The following is a 14,082-nucleotide window of genomic DNA, read 5'->3' as shown; positions in this document are numbered from 1 at the left end:
CACCGTGAGCTAACGTCGGACATCAGATGTCTGCTGTGCTCCCGCGCGTGGCGGGGGCCGTTCCCTGCAGCAGACGATGAGCGAAGGAGCCCATCGTGACCCCCGTCCCTGCCCGCATCCCCGCGCCGCGCCTCGGCGCGCGTCGTCCCCTGGCAGTGATCGCTGCCGCTGATGCACTCAGCCTCGTCCCCGTCTCCGGAGCCGCCGCCGCGGACACAGATGGACCCTCCGACTGGAGCGCGCAGACCATCGCCTCCGGCGGGACCGGCGGCTTCCCCTACTACCGGATCCCCGCCGTCGTGCAGCTTCCCGACGGGACGATCCTCGCGTCCTACGACGGCCGACCGCTCAACGGCGATGCCCCCAACCCCAACTCGATCCTGCAGCGCCGGTCGACGGACGGAGGCAGGACATGGGGGGAGCAGACGGTGATCTCCCAGGGTCGGGTGGGTGCGGACAAGATCGGCTACTCCGATCCGTCCTATGTGTACGACTCGACTACCGGCACGCTCTTCAACTTCCACGTCTACTCGAAGGATGCCGGCTTCCCGACCAGCATCGAGGGCGACGACGACGCGGACCGTCGGATTCTGAGCGCCGCCGTCGCCGTCAGCACCGACGGGGGTGCCACCTGGGAGCACCGGCTGATCACCGACGTCGTCAAGCCTGCCGGCGTGGTCTCGACCTTCGCGACCTCCGGGGCAGGCATCCAGATCAGCCGCGGCCCCCATGCCGGACGCCTCGTCCAGCAGTACGCCGGCAAGTTCACGGACGGCACGATCAAGGCCTACTCGGTGTACTCCGACGACCACGGCGCGACCTGGACCATGGGGCGTCCCACCGGCACCGCCATGGACGAGAACAAGGTCGTCGAGCTCTCCGACGGGCGCCTCATGATGAACTCCCGTGCGAACTCCGGCCCCAAGGCCCGGCTGGTCTCCTACAGCGAGGACGGCGGCGCCAGCTGGAGCCAGCCGAAGGCAGACGACACGCTCATCGATCCGCGCAACAACGGCTCGATCATCCGCAAGAACCCGGGAGCGGCGCCCGGCACGCGTGAGGCCTCGGAGCTGCTGTTCTCGAACTCGGCGAGCACGACGGCCCGCACCACGGGCACCGTGCGCTACTCGTGCGACGACGGCGAGACCTGGCCCGTGGCGAAGGTGTATGAGCCGGGGAATCATTCCTACTCCCAGCTCGTCGCCCTCGCTGACGGCACCTACGGCAATCTCTACGAGACGAGGCCGGACAGGGAGATCGCCTACGGGACCTTCGGCGACGCCTGGCTCCAGCCCTTCTGCGCGCTTCGACACCGCCCGTGCCACGATCGCAGCCGGATCCACCGGGTCTGCGCCGGTCACCATCCGCAACGACGACTCCGAGGCGCTGCCCGCCGGCCGCGCCACCGCCTCGGGCCTCCCCAGCGGCTGGACCGCCGGCACGGTCGATGTCCCCGCTCTGGCTCCGGGCGAGAGCGCGACCGTGAGCGTCCCGATCACGGTCGGCTCCACCCAGGTGGCAGGGGCGTTCACGGCGGACGTCCGCGTCACCGCCGGGCGCTTCGCGCTGCGGGGGGACCTGGAGGTGACGGTGGACGTCGGCGCCGCGCCCACCATCGGGGCCGCCATCACCGGTGCTCGCGCGGACGGAGACCGTGATCTCGCGACGAGGCCGTATGCGGCGGGCGAGCAGGTCCCCTACACCTTTCGGGTGACGTCCACCGGGAGCATCGCGGAGACGGTGGCCCCCGCGAGCGGACCGTTCGCCCCCTTCGTTCCGCCGGGCCCGGGCAACTGCCGCTGGACGTCTCTCGCTCCCGGCGCCGCGTACTCCTGCACCACCCCGCGCCACCTGGTCACCGAGAGCGAGCTCGCGGACGGCTACTTCGTGGCCGACAGCGTGTGGACGATCAGCGCGAGCGGCCAGGCTGACGTGCGCCTGCCCGTCTCAGGAGGAGAGGTGGACCTCCTGGTCCGCGCACCCGCGCTGGAGCTGACCCGCACGGCAGAGCTGGTGGACGCCGACGGCGACGGGTTCGCCTCGGCCGGGGACAGCGTGCGAGTGACCACGACGGCGCGCAACTCCGGCAACGTCCGGCTCCAGGCCGTCGAAGGAGCCGTCGCCGCAGGGCCGCTCGCGCCCGGGCAGACCGCCTCCTCGGAGTCGGTCATCGCCCTCACCGCGGCGGACATCGCCGCCGGATCCGTGACGATCCCCGCCGCAGCCGCCACGGGCAGCAACGGCTCGAAGACGGCGGAAGCGCACCTCGGCGAGACGGCGATGGAGCTGGAGGTGCAGCCCGAGGCGCCGCAGCGCTTCAGCGATGTCGCTCCCGGCGACATGTTCTACGACGAGATCTCGTGGCTCGCCGAGCGGGGCATCACCACGGGCTACCCCGATGGGACGTTCCGCCCCACCGCCTCGGTCAACCGCGACGCGATGGCCGCATACCTGTACCGGATGGCGGGCTCGCCGGCGGTGACTGCTCCGAGGAGCCAGCCCTTCAGCGACGTGACGCCGGGAATGGAGCACTACGACGCGATCATCTGGGCATACCAGAACGGGATCGTGAAGGGATGGCCTGACGGGACGTTCCGCCCGACCACGCCGATCACTCGCGACGCGATGGCCGCGTTCGTGCACCGCTACGCGGGCAGCCCGCAGCTGCCGGCCCCTGGCGCGGCGGTGTTCGCCGACGTTCCTGCCGGGTCGCAGTTCGCGGCCGAGATCGCATGGATGAAGCAGGAGGGGATCACCACCGGCTGGCCCGATGGCACCTACCGCCCGCTCTCCACCACGCAGCGCGACGCGATGGCTGCGTTCCTCTTCCGGATGGAGAACCCGCAGGACGGTTCGCCCCGCATCGCCTTCCGATCCCAGCAGGGCTGAGCATGGACAAGGGCGCGGGCCCCGGGGAGCTTCCCCGGGGCCCGCGCCCTTCTGTCGAGTGCTCGCTCAGCCGAAGTACCGCGGCAGGGTCCCCTCGCGCAGCTCCCGCAGCTCGCTGAGGGCGAAAGCGGGCAGGCCCGCGATCTCGAGGTCGCTGCCGCCGGTGACGCCGAGGTCCAGCATCGGCACTCCTGCCTCCTCGGACAGCGCACGCACGGCATCGGCGTGCTCGGGGCTGACCGCGAGCAGTGCGCGGGCCTGGGACTCGGAGACCAGCGCGGTGAACAGGTCCACCCCGTCGCGCTCCAGCAGGGGAGCGAGGTCGATCTGCGCGCCGACGCCGAATCGCGTCGCGCTCTCCACCAGGGACTGCACGAGGCCGCCCTCGGAGAGATCGTGGGCCGCGGCGACCAGTCCGCCCTGCGCGCCCTCGATCAGGACGCGTGCGAGCGAGCGCTCCGCCTCGAGCTCGACCTGCGGGGGGAGCCCGCCGAGGTGCTGGTGGGCGACGTCGGCCCAGGCGGAGCCGGAGAGCTCCTCGCGGGTCGTTCCGAGCAGCAGCACGCGCAGGCCGTCCTCGTGCCAGCCGGACGGCACGCGGGTCGCGACGTCGTCGAGCACGCCGAGCACACCGACCACGGGAGTGGGGTGGATCGCGGAGTCGATGCGCCCGGGCTCCCCGGTGGAGTTGTAGAGGGAGACGTTGCCGCCGGTCACGGGCACGCCGAGCGTCTCGCAGGCCTCGGCGAGACCGCCGATGGCCTCCACCAGCTGCCACATGGGCCCGGGATCCTCGGGGGAGCCGAAGTTCAGGCAGTCGGTGACGGCGAGCGGGGTCGCACCCGAGGTCGCGACATTGCGGTAGGCCTCTGCGAGCGCGAGCTGCGCGCCGGCTCGGGGATCCAGCTTCGCGTAGCGGCCGTTGGCGTCGGTCGCGATGGCGACGCCCCGGCCGGTCGCCTCATCCACGCGCAGCACGCCGGCGTCGTCGGGCATGGCGAGCGCCGTGTTGCCGCCGACGTACCGGTCGTACTGGTCGGTGATCCAGTGGACCGACGCGAGGTTCGGGGAGGCGACCAGCTCGCGGACCGCTGCGGCGATCTCGGCGGGCGCAGAGGGGCGGGGGAGATCCTCTGCGCGGTCGGCCTGGAGGGCGTCCTGCCAGTCGGGGCGCGCGTACGGGCGATCGTACGTCGGCCCCCCGTGGGCGACGGTGACGGGGTCGACGTCGACGATGCGCTCGCCGTGGTGGTCGATGGTGAGGCGGCCGTCGCCGGTGACCTCGCCGATCACGGCGGTCTCCACGTCCCAGCGCGCGGTGATCGCGAGGAAGCGCTCGAGGTTCTCGGGCGTGACCACGGCCATCATGCGCTCCTGCGACTCGCTCATGAGGATCTCGCCGGCCGTCAGCGTGGGGTCGCGCAGCAGCACGTTCTCGAGGTCGACGTGCATGCCGGAGCCGCCGTTGGAGGCGAGCTCGGCGGTGGCGCAGGAGATCCCGGCGGCGCCGAGGTCCTGGATGCCTTCGACCACTCCGCCTGCGAACAGCTCCAGGCAGCACTCGATGAGCACCTTCTCCATGAAGGGATCGCCGACCTGGACGCTGGGGCGCTTGACGGGACCGCCCTCGTCGAAGGTCTCCGAGGCGAGGATCGAGGCGCCGCCGATGCCGTCGCCGCCGGTGCGGGCGCCGAAGAGGATGACCTTGTTGCCCGGGCCGGTGGCGGAGGCGAGGTGGATGTCCTCGTGGCGCAGGACGCCGACCGCGAGCGCGTTGACCAGCGGATTCGTCTGGTAGGCGGAGTCGAAGACGGTCTCTCCGCCGATGTTCGGCAGGCCGAGGGAGTTCCCGTAGCCGCCCACGCCGCTGACCACGCCGTGCACCACTCGCTGGGTGTCCGGATGGTCGATCGCGCCGAAGCGCAGCTGGTCCATGACGGCGACGGGCCGCGCGCCCATCGCGATGATGTCGCGCACGATGCCGCCGACGCCCGTGGCCGCGCCCTGGTAGGGCTCCACATAGGAGGGGTGGTTGTGCGACTCGACCTTGAAGGTCACCGCCCAGCCGTCGCCGATGTCGACGACGCCCGCGTTCTCCCCGATGCCGACGAGCAGGTGCTCCTTCATCGCCTCGGTGGTGTGCTTCCCGAAGGTCGACAGGTGGATCTTCGAGGACTTGTACGAGCAGTGCTCGGACCACATCACCGAATACATCGCGAGCTCGGCGTTCGTCGGCCGGCGCCCGAGGATCTCCCTGATCGAGGCGTACTCGTCGTCCTTCAGGCCGAGCTCGGCGTAGGGCTGAGACTGGTCAGGGCTCGCCGCGGCGGCCTCGACCGTGTCGGGGGCCGAGGGGTCGTGGTGCTCGGAGGTTCCAGGCGTGGCGGTCATACGGCAGCGGCGTCCCATCGATGCGGTGGAGGTCTGGCGACCTCAGTCTATGGTGCGCAGGGCCGGATCAGGGCGTGGCGGGACGATGCGCAGGGGCGGCGGCGCCGTGCGCAGCACGCGGCCACCGGGCGTGGTGATCTCGAGGATCCTCCCGACGGGATCGCCGCCCTCGCCCCGGAGCATGCGCCGAGACCACCCCGGTGCGTCGACCGTGTAGTTGCAGCTCTCGCAGAGCCCGGCACCGTTCTCGATCGTGGTCAGACCGCCCGCGGCGAACTGCCGGGCGTGATCGATGTGCCGGATCGGCGCCTCGCACCAGGGCATACGGCACCTCTGGTCGGCCATCTCGATGAAGCGCCGGTCGTGCCCGGTGAAGCGGCGCCGGCGCGCGTCGGCGGCGCGGAGCTGACCCGTGACGGGGTCCGTGTAGAGCCGGCGGATGAATCGCCTGGCGGGGGAGTCGCGGCGCTCCGGGTGCGGATCGCGCGCTTCCGCAGGTCGCGGCCCGCTTCCACCAGGCCCGATCTCCGAAGCCTCCGCTCCGGCCTCAGGTGCCATCCCCAGTGCGAATCGCCGGGCCACGGCCCCCGGCAGCGGATGGCCTGCGATCCAGGCGGTATCCGGTGCGCCGCCCAGAAGCGCGCGGTCCGTCATGAGCAGCTGGATCTCGACCGGGATGTCCTCGACCTCCCGCACCCCCGTGACCAGGGTGAACAGCGCATCTGCCATCTGGCTGCCGCGGCTTCCGCCCGCGCCGTGCGCTCGCGCGGAGTCTGCGGAGCGCGAGAGGGCGGCATAGACGGCGACACCCTGCGCCGTCGGGAGGGAGGCGCTCACCTGGACGAGAGCGTCGGAGATCGGACGGATCGAGACGTGGCGCTCGGAGACGGCGCGCTCATGGCGAGCGAGCGCGGCACGGGGGTCGAGCTCGTCGGCGCAGGCGCGGGCGAGCCCGCCGGCGCGGCGCGGGGAGACGGAGGGCAGCTGCGGAGCGATGGCCTCGTCGACCCGTGCGCGAGCCTCGTCGTCGAGGACGAGCACGGCCTTGGCGACCTCGTCCGCCGACCACTGCGAGATCTCTCCGCCGGCGAGGAGATCGAACGTGCGGGGCATGGAGCCGACGAGCACGCGCTCGAGAGCGAGCTGGTTGCGAGCGCGCGCGGGAGAGATGCGCCGGCACAGCGCCAGCTCCTCGGCCACTCCCCGCGCGCGCTCCCGGACCGGGACCCCGGCGGCGCGCTGCGCGGCGACCCGTGAGTGCCGCACGGCGACCCCGGCCCGCATCTGCGCGGCGGAGACGGCGGAGCGGACGCGCTCGGACGTCTCGACGGCATCGAGCAGGGCGGGGATCGCATCGAGAGGCGCGATGAGGCGGGGGCCGGTGGGGTCGCCGGGGTCTTCGGAACCGGTGGGATCAGCGAGCTCGTCGGAACCGCGGCCCTCCATGCTGTTCCCGTCGGCGCCTGCGAACCCGATGCCATCCGCGCACGGCGCGATGAGCTGGGAGGCGAGCTCGACCATGCGCCCTGCCGCGGCGAGGAGCTGCGCAGCGAACGCGATCTGCGCGCCCGGGAGGGAGAGGCCGGGCACGCCCTCGCCGGGCACCTCCTCGCTGGGCACGATCGCTCTCGTCAGCACTGCGCTCATCGCTCTCACCTCCTACTCCTCACCGGTGCGGGGCCCGACGACGGGATCCGCAACAGCCCCCGCCCGCTGCGGGAGCTGATGGATCGAGGCTATGAGAGGGGTGGGACATTCGAGCCGGGCCCTCGACCCCGCCGAAGTCGAATCACAGACGAAAGTGTCTGGAACAGCCGACTGACGGCGAGGTGTTCGCGCCTTCCCCCTTCCTATCGTGGTCGCATGTCCTCGACACCCGCCCCGCATCCCGCTCCGGCCTCCGCGCCCGCCGCCCCGGCACCCCGCCCTGCCCGTCGGCGCCGCCCCTTGCGCACCGCTCTCATCGTCCTGCTCGTCATCCTCGCCCTCGTGGTCGGGCTCGGGGTCCTCGCGGTCCAGACCGTCGGCCCGCGCTTCGGGATCTACCTCTTCCCGCCTTCGGTGAAGTCGTACAGCGCCACGGCTCTGGATGTTCTCGACCAGGGCTACTACGCCACGGGCCCCGAGTGGGAGCAGGCCCGGGCCGACGTGGTGGCCGCCGCGGACGGCGCCGATGACTACGCCGACATCCACGACGAGCTCGCCGCCGCGGCCGAGATCGCCGGAGGCAAGCACTCCCGCTTCATGACGCCCGAGGAGTCCCGCGAGAGCGCGGACTCGGCGACCGCGGACTTCGCCGCGCCGACCGTGACCACCGCGAACGGGATCACCACGATCACCATCCCCGAGCTCGGCGGCGTCTCCGAGGAGCTCCAGCAGCAGTACGCTCAGACGGCCGCCGACGGCATCGCACAGGCAGCCCCGCAGACCTGCGGCTGGATCGTGGATCTGCGAGGCAACCGGGGCGGCACGATGTACCCGATGCTGTCCGGGCTCGCTCCGCTTCTCCCTGATGGCGAGGCGTTCACGATGCAGACCCGCGAGGGGGAGCCGATGGCGCTCACCATCCAGGCCGACGGCGCCGGGATGGGCTCGACTCTCGTCTCCGTCGGCGAGCAGCCGAAGATCACCGGGCAGCCCATCGCGGTGCTGCAGGACGACATGACTGCCTCCAGCGGCGAGGCGGTCGCGACCTCGTTCCGGGGCCTGGACCAGGTGGAATCGTTCGGCACCCCGAGCGCGGGGTACACCTCGGCGAACATCGTGGTCCCGCTCTACGACGGCGCCACCATCGTGCTGACGACGAGCATGTATGTGGACCGCGACGGGGTGAATCTGCAGGAGCAGCCGATCCAGCCGGATCATCCGACCGACGCCGACGCTGCGGCCGACGGAGCCGCGGGATGGATCAGCGAGCAGGGCTGCACGGGCTGACGCACGTCCTCGGGCGAGCGCGGACAGCCCACGAGGGGCGGGGCCGCCATCGCGGCGGCCCCGCCCCTCTCCTGCGGGTGAGCCCGCGCACTGCGCATCAGCGCAGCGTCCCGTGGGCCTCAGCGTCTCGTGCGCCTCAGCGGCGCCCGCTGCGCGCCTGCTCCTTCGCCGCCTTCTTCTCCCGGTCCCGCAGCACCTTCTCGCTGACGGGGGCGTCCACGCTCGCGCGCTGGGCCCGGTAGTAGGCGGCCGCCTCGTCCTGGCGCTCCTTCTCGGCGCCGAGCGCGATCGGGGCGCGCACATGCTCCGGGGCGAACTCGAACGCGGCGATGAGGTCGAGCGCGTGGGGGCGCAGCCGCCACAGCAGGCGCTTGACATCGGCCTGGACCTGGCGGCCGCGCTGGGCGGAGATCATGCCGTTGAGCAGGAACCAGGCGAGGTCCTGCTGGAGCAGGGTCAGCCCGAACAGGTCGCGCAGCTCGGTGAGGACCTCGCGGGAGCCCTCGTCCTCGATCTGGGCGAGGGCGTCGGTGAAGGCGCGCCAGCGCAGCAGGTCCGCGTGGGCGCGCGCCGCGTCCAGCATCTCGACCTGGTGCTTGTTGACCTGCGCGGCGGCGTCGGCCGGAGCCATCCGCGAGGTGGAGCGCAGGGCGAGGGCGACCTCCTCGATCTTCAGGCGAACGCGCTCGGTGAGCATCTCCTCCTGGAAGTCGGCCTGGCGCAGGGTCTCCGAGGCGCGGCGCGCATTGCCCGCATCGCTCGCGGTCTGCACGAGGCGGTGCCAGGGTGTGTGGCGGCGGGCGAGGACGTCGGCCCGCTGCGCGATGAAGCGGCCGATCCCGGCGCGGTCCACGCTCTTCAGCTCGCCGGTGTAGTCGGCGAGCAGGCGCTTGGCGACGAGCTGCAGGAGCACCGTGTTGTCGCCCTCGAAGGTGGTGTAGACGTCGAGGTCCTGGTGCAGGCCCACGAAGCGGTTCTCGGCGAGGAAGCCCTGACCGCCGCACGCCTCGCGGCACTCCTGGATCGTGTCCATCGCCAGTCGCGTGGAGACGGGCTTCAGCGCGGCGGCGAGGGTCTCCAGGTCCTCGCGGGCCTCGGGCGTGTCGCCGTGCCCGGAGAAGACGTCATCGAAGGCGATCAGCAGCTGCTCGTGCGCGAAGGCGCCCGCGTAGGTGGCGGCGAGCTTCGGCAGGAGCCGCGCGAGGTGGCTCTGGTAGTCCAGCAGCACCGTCTCCTGGGTGGGATCGGCGGCGGTGAACTGGCGGCGCTGGGTCGCGTAGGTGATCGCGATGTGCAGCGCGAGGGCCGAAGCGCGGGTGGCGGCGCCGTCGAGGGAGACGCGACCCTGCACGAGCGTGCCGAGCATGGTGAAGAAGCGCCGCCCGGGCGACTCGATGGGGGAGGTGTACGTGCCGTCGGGGGCGACGTCGCCGTAGCGGTTCAGCAGGTTCGTGCGGGGCACGCGCACGTGGTCGAAGGCGAGGCGGCCGTTGTCGATGCCGTTCAGGCCGCCCTTCTCGCCGTCGTCCTCGCTCGTGATGCCCGGGAGCATGGCGCCGTCCTCGTCGCGCACGGGCACGAAGAAGCAGTGCACGCCGTGATCGACGCCGTTCGTGATGAGGCGCGCGAAGACCGTCGCCGCCTTCGCATGGATCGCGGCGTTGCCGAGGTAGTCCTTGGTGGCGGCGCGGAAGGGCGTGTGGATCACCCACTCCTCGGCGGCCGGGTCGTAGGTCGCGGTGGTGCCGAGGGACTGCACGTCCGAGCCGTGGCCGATCTCCGTCATCGCGAACGCGCCGGGCAGCTCGAGGCGCAGCGCGGGCTCGATCCACTTCTCGTGGTGCTCGGCGGTGCCGAGCTGCAGGATCGCGCTCGTGAACAGGCCCCACTGCACGCCGGCCTTGATCTGCAGGGAGGGATCGGCGACCACGAGCTCCTCGAACGCGGCGATGTTCGCGCCGTTGTCGTTCGATCCGCCGAGGTGCTCGGGGAGCATCGGCCGGGAGACGTCGTCCTCCACGAGGATCCTCAGCTGCTCGAACACGCGCTCCCGGTGCTCGGCGACGCTCGCATCCACAGGGCGATGCAGCGCGGGGTTCGCGGCGCGCACGCGGGCCTCGTCGCGGGTGGCCGCCCACCGGCCCTTGAGGGCGCGGGCGACGACGTCGACATCGAGCCGCGCGGCGCCGTCGGGCACGACCGGGAGGGGGCCGGTGGAGGTCGAGGGGCGGTCGGAGCGCTCGGAGCTGCGATCGCCGGAGCCGTGTTCGCCAGGGGCGGGCGCGGCGGTGAGATCGGGGTTCTCGAGCGGGGCGGTGGGGGCGGGTTCGGTAGCGGTCATTGCTGCATTCCCTTCATGAGCCAGTCGACCAGTCGCTGCGCGAGCTGGTCCGTGGTGAGGCGGTCCGGAGCGGAATTCTCCGGAGCGGAGGTCTCGGGGGCGGGGCTGTCGGCGGCGGCCGCGCGCATCCAGCGGTCCACGGATCCCTGCACGAAGCCGACGGCGCCGGCCGCCCAGTAGGTGCGGTCGGGGACGCTCTCCGGCACGATCTGCGCGACGAGCCGCACCACGGAGTCGAGGAAGTGGTTCAGTCCGTCGCTGGGGCGGGTGACGAACCAGTAGACGCCGGGGGAGCGCTCGGCCGTCTCGACGTAGGTGCGGATCATCGCCCGGATGCGCGCCTCTGTGCCGACGGGGGCCGACGTGTTCGCCTCCAGCGCGCGCAGCTCCGCGAGGAGGCGGCGCTGCATGGCGGAGAAGATGTGCACGCCGAGGGCTCGCTGGAGCTGGGACTTGTCGGCGAAGTAGCGGTAGATGATGGACTTCGACGTCCCGGAGGCGGAGGCGATGTCCTCCATGGTGACGTCGGGCCCCTGGGTGTGGATGAGGCGCCGGGCGACGTCCAGCAGCTCCGCGCGGCGCTCCTCGCGGTGGCGAGCCCAGCGCGCGGTGCGGCCGTCGACGGCGGCGCTCGCTTGCAGAGAAGGGTTCACGAAACCTAGAGTATCAAGTACCAGCGGTTGCAGATACATCTGTCTGCCGATCCGTCTGCGCTCCCGACTCGAAGAGGTGTCCCATGGCTGAGGCTCCCGCCCAGAAGCAGTCCCCCCAGAACTCGCAGTCCGCGAAGCCCCTCGCGCAGAAGTCCCTGCGCGATGCGGTCGTGCTCGGCGGCAACCGAATCCCCTTCGCCCGCGCCGGCGGCGCCTACGCGGGGATCTCGAACCAGGACATGCTCACCGCGACTCTCGAGGGGCTGGTGGCCCGGTTCGGCCTGCAGGAGGAGCTGGTGGGCGAGGTCGCCGGCGGCGCGGTCCTCAAGCTCGCGAGCGACCTGAACCTCACGCGAGAGTCCGTGCTCGGCACGCCGCTCGATGCGCGCACCCCTGCCATCGACATCTCCAAGGCCTGCGCGACGGGCCTCGAGACGGTGGTGCACATCAGCAACCGCATCCAGCTCGGCCAGATCGACTCCGGCATCGCCTGCGGCGTCGACTCCGCCTCCGATTCCCCCATCGAGGTCACGCCGCGCCTGCGCCGCCTGCTGCACCGCCTGAACTCCGCGAAGACGGCGCTCGACCGCGCGAAGGTCCTCACCGCCCTGCGCCCGAGCGACCTCGCGCCGGTCCCTCCCGCCAACGCCGAGGCCCGCACCGGCATGTCCATGGGCGAGCACCAGGCGATCACGGCCGACGCCTGGGGCATCACCCGCCAGGCGCAGGACGAGCTGGCGCTCGCCAGCCACCAGAACCTCGCCGCCGCCTACGACCGCGGCTTCCTCGACGACCTCGTGACCGGCTACCGGGGCCTCGGCCGCGACCAGAACCTGCGCGCGGACTCCTCCCTCGAGAAGCTCGGGAAGCTGAAGCCGGTCTTCGGCGTCAAGAACCCCGCGATCGCGGAGCCGACGATGACGGCCGGCAACTCCACGCCTCTCACCGACGGCGCCTCCTCGGTGCTCATCTCCACCCGCGAATGGGCTGATCAGCATGGATTCGCGCCGCTCGCGCGCGTGGTCGACACGCGCGTCGCAGCGGTCGACTTCGTCCACGGCGAGGAGGGCCTGCTCATGGCTCCCGCCTACGCGGTCCCGGAGCTGCTGGATGCGAACGGGCTCGCGCTCGCGGACGTCGATCTCTGGGAGATCCACGAGGCCTTCGCCTCCACCGTGCTCGCGACCCTCGCAGCGTGGGAGTCCGAGGAGTTCTGCCGCGAGAAGCTCGGCCGCGACGGCGCCCTCGGCGCGATCGATCGCGCGACGCTCAACGTCACCGGCTCCTCGCTCGCGGCGGGCCACCCCTTCGCGGCGACCGGCGGCCGCATCGTCGCGACCCTCGCGAAGCTGCTCCACGAGCGCGCCCGCGAGACGGGCCGCGTCCAGCGCGGCGTGATCTCCGTGTGCGCGGCCGGCGGTCAGGGGACCGTCGCCCTGCTCGAGTCCGACGGCAAGTGAGAGGACCTCTCCCATGACTGACACCTACACCCGTCTCATCCGCACCGCTCCCGGTCGCTTCCTCGCGAAGCGGGCCGGACTGCCGAACCCGCCGAAGCTCGCGCGCGTCGACGACCGCCCCGGCGCCGTCCTCGGCCCGGTCGTCGTGCTCGGCGCGAGCGCCGGGGCCGATCAGGTCGCGCAGATCCTGCTCGCCTGGGGGGCCGACGTCCGCCGCCGCTTCGACGGGCTCAGCCGCGTCGGCTCGGTCGTCGTCGTGCTCGACGAGATCGAGCATCCCGGGGCCATCGGCGAGATCGTGCTGCCGCTCGCAGGAGCCATGCGCTCCCTGGCGCCCGGCGCGCGCATCGTGACGATCTCCCGCCCTGCCACGGGATCCGGCGAGAGCCTGTCCCGCGAGGCCGCGCGCGGCGGCGTCGAGGGCCTCGTGCGCTCCCTGGGCCACGAAGTGCGCAAGGGCGCGACCGCCAACGGCATCCTCGCGGCCGACGGCGTCGCCCTCGATGCCCCCGGTGTGCAGGGCGCCCTGCGGTTCCTGCTCTCGGCGCGATCGGCGTTCATCGACGGACAGTTCCTCGCCGTCTCGACCTCCGAGGGCGAGCTGCCGGGCGACTGGGACCGCCCCCTCGCCGGCCGCACCGCGCTGATCACCGGCGCCGCCCGCGGCATCGGCGCGGCGATCGCCCGCACCTTCTCCTCCCTCGGCGCGCAGCTCGTGCTGCTGGACATCCCGGCCTCCGGCACCGATCTCGCACGGATCTCGAACGAGCTGCGGGCGACCCCGCTGCAGCTCGACGTCACCGCGCCTGATGCCCCGGAGCGCGTGATCGCGTTCCTGCGCGAGCGCGGGATCGTGCTGGATGCGCTCGTGCTGAACGCGGGCATCACCAAGGACAAGCTGTTCGCGAACATGACCCCGGAGCGCTGGGACCCCGTGATCGCGGTGAACATCGCGAGCCAGCTCGCGCTGGTCGAGACGCTGCTGGGGACGCAGGGCGAAGGCGCTGCGGCCGACGGGTCAGCTGTCGTCGGCACCCCGGTCATCAGCTCCGCACTGCGCATCGTGTCCCTCGCTTCTACGAGCGGGATCGCGGGCAACCGCGGGCAGACGAACTACGCGACCTCGAAGGCGGGGGTCATCGCATTCGTCGATGCGCTCGCCGATCGCCTCGACGGCACGGGGATGACCGCGAACGCGGTCGCCCCCGGGTTCATCGAGACCGAGATGACCGCGCGGATCCCTGCCCTCCAGCGCGAGATCGCGCGTCGCGTGAACTCCCTGCAGCAGGGCGGTCAGCCGCTGGACGTCGCCGAGGCCATCGGCTTCCTCTCCTCGGCCCCGGCCGGCGGCATCCGCGGCGAGACGCTGCGCGTGTGCGGCCAGAACATCGTCGGCAAGTGAGCGAGAGGCCCA

Annotated in this window: 9 protein-coding genes; 5 read left to right on the top strand and 4 right to left on the bottom strand. The window is 72.1% G+C overall.

Annotation, left to right across the window (positions count from 1 at the left end; genetic code table 11):
- Positions 1-95 precede the first annotated feature (95 nt).
- The gene (locus Bequi_RS05135; protein WP_430623095.1) at positions 96-1,658 is read left to right on the top strand and encodes a sialidase family protein; all 1,563 of its coding nucleotides are present in this window, start codon (positions 96-98) and stop codon (positions 1,656-1,658) included.
- 622 nt (positions 1,659-2,280) lie between these two features.
- Positions 2,281-2,889 carry an S-layer homology domain-containing protein gene (locus Bequi_RS14425; RefSeq protein ID WP_430623099.1) on the top strand — a complete coding sequence of 203 codons (609 nt, stop codon included), beginning with the start codon at positions 2,281-2,283 and terminating at the stop codon, positions 2,887-2,889.
- Between the two features lie 66 nt (positions 2,890-2,955).
- Here Bequi_RS14425 and purL read toward each other — a convergent pair whose 3' ends face one another.
- Positions 2,956-5,280: a phosphoribosylformylglycinamidine synthase subunit PurL gene (gene purL / locus Bequi_RS05125; RefSeq protein ID WP_249736891.1), complete on the bottom strand. Its 2,325-nt coding sequence runs from the start codon at positions 5,278-5,280 to the stop codon at positions 2,956-2,958.
- A gap of 42 nt (positions 5,281-5,322) precedes the next feature.
- On the bottom strand, positions 5,323-6,927 hold the full coding sequence (locus tag Bequi_RS05120) for an HNH endonuclease signature motif containing protein (RefSeq protein WP_249736890.1): 1,605 nt from the start codon (positions 6,925-6,927) through the stop codon (positions 5,323-5,325).
- Between the two features lie 216 nt (positions 6,928-7,143).
- On the opposite strand from Bequi_RS05120, the gene Bequi_RS05115 reads away from it, so the two are divergent.
- A complete protein-coding gene (locus Bequi_RS05115) occupies positions 7,144-8,214 on the top strand; it encodes a S41 family peptidase (protein WP_249736889.1) in 1,071 nt (356 codons plus the stop codon).
- 136 nt (positions 8,215-8,350) lie between these two features.
- Here the strand turns inward: Bequi_RS05115 and Bequi_RS05110 are convergent, their stop codons facing one another.
- Positions 8,351-10,555, bottom strand: coding sequence for an acyl-CoA dehydrogenase family protein (locus tag Bequi_RS05110; RefSeq protein WP_249736888.1), 2,205 nt, complete (start codon positions 10,553-10,555; stop codon positions 8,351-8,353).
- Positions 10,552-11,208 (bottom strand): TetR/AcrR family transcriptional regulator, encoded by a 657-nt coding sequence (locus Bequi_RS05105; protein WP_249736887.1) that lies wholly within the window; start codon positions 11,206-11,208, stop codon positions 10,552-10,554. The genes Bequi_RS05110 and Bequi_RS05105 overlap by 4 nt, the downstream gene beginning before the upstream one ends.
- A gap of 83 nt (positions 11,209-11,291) precedes the next feature.
- Here Bequi_RS05105 and Bequi_RS05100 point away from each other — a divergent pair, with 83 nt between their 5' ends.
- Together Bequi_RS05100 and Bequi_RS05095 are read left to right on the top strand one after the other, a co-directional pair.
- Complete coding sequence (locus tag Bequi_RS05100; RefSeq protein ID WP_249736886.1) at positions 11,292-12,668, top strand: acetyl-CoA C-acetyltransferase; 1,377 nt, start codon at positions 11,292-11,294, stop codon at positions 12,666-12,668.
- 13 nt (positions 12,669-12,681) lie between these two features.
- Positions 12,682-14,070, top strand: a complete 1,389-nt coding sequence (locus tag Bequi_RS05095) for a 3-oxoacyl-ACP reductase (RefSeq protein ID WP_249736885.1) — start codon at positions 12,682-12,684, stop codon at positions 14,068-14,070.
- Positions 14,071-14,082: the final 12 nt, after the last annotated feature.

The sequence above is a fragment of the Brachybacterium equifaecis genome (assembly GCF_023509525.1).
In the GTDB taxonomy this organism is placed as follows: domain Bacteria; phylum Actinomycetota; class Actinomycetes; order Actinomycetales; family Dermabacteraceae; genus Brachybacterium; species Brachybacterium equifaecis.
Note: the sequence above shows the minus strand (reverse complement) of the source record. Positions and strands in the feature narration are given on the sequence as shown.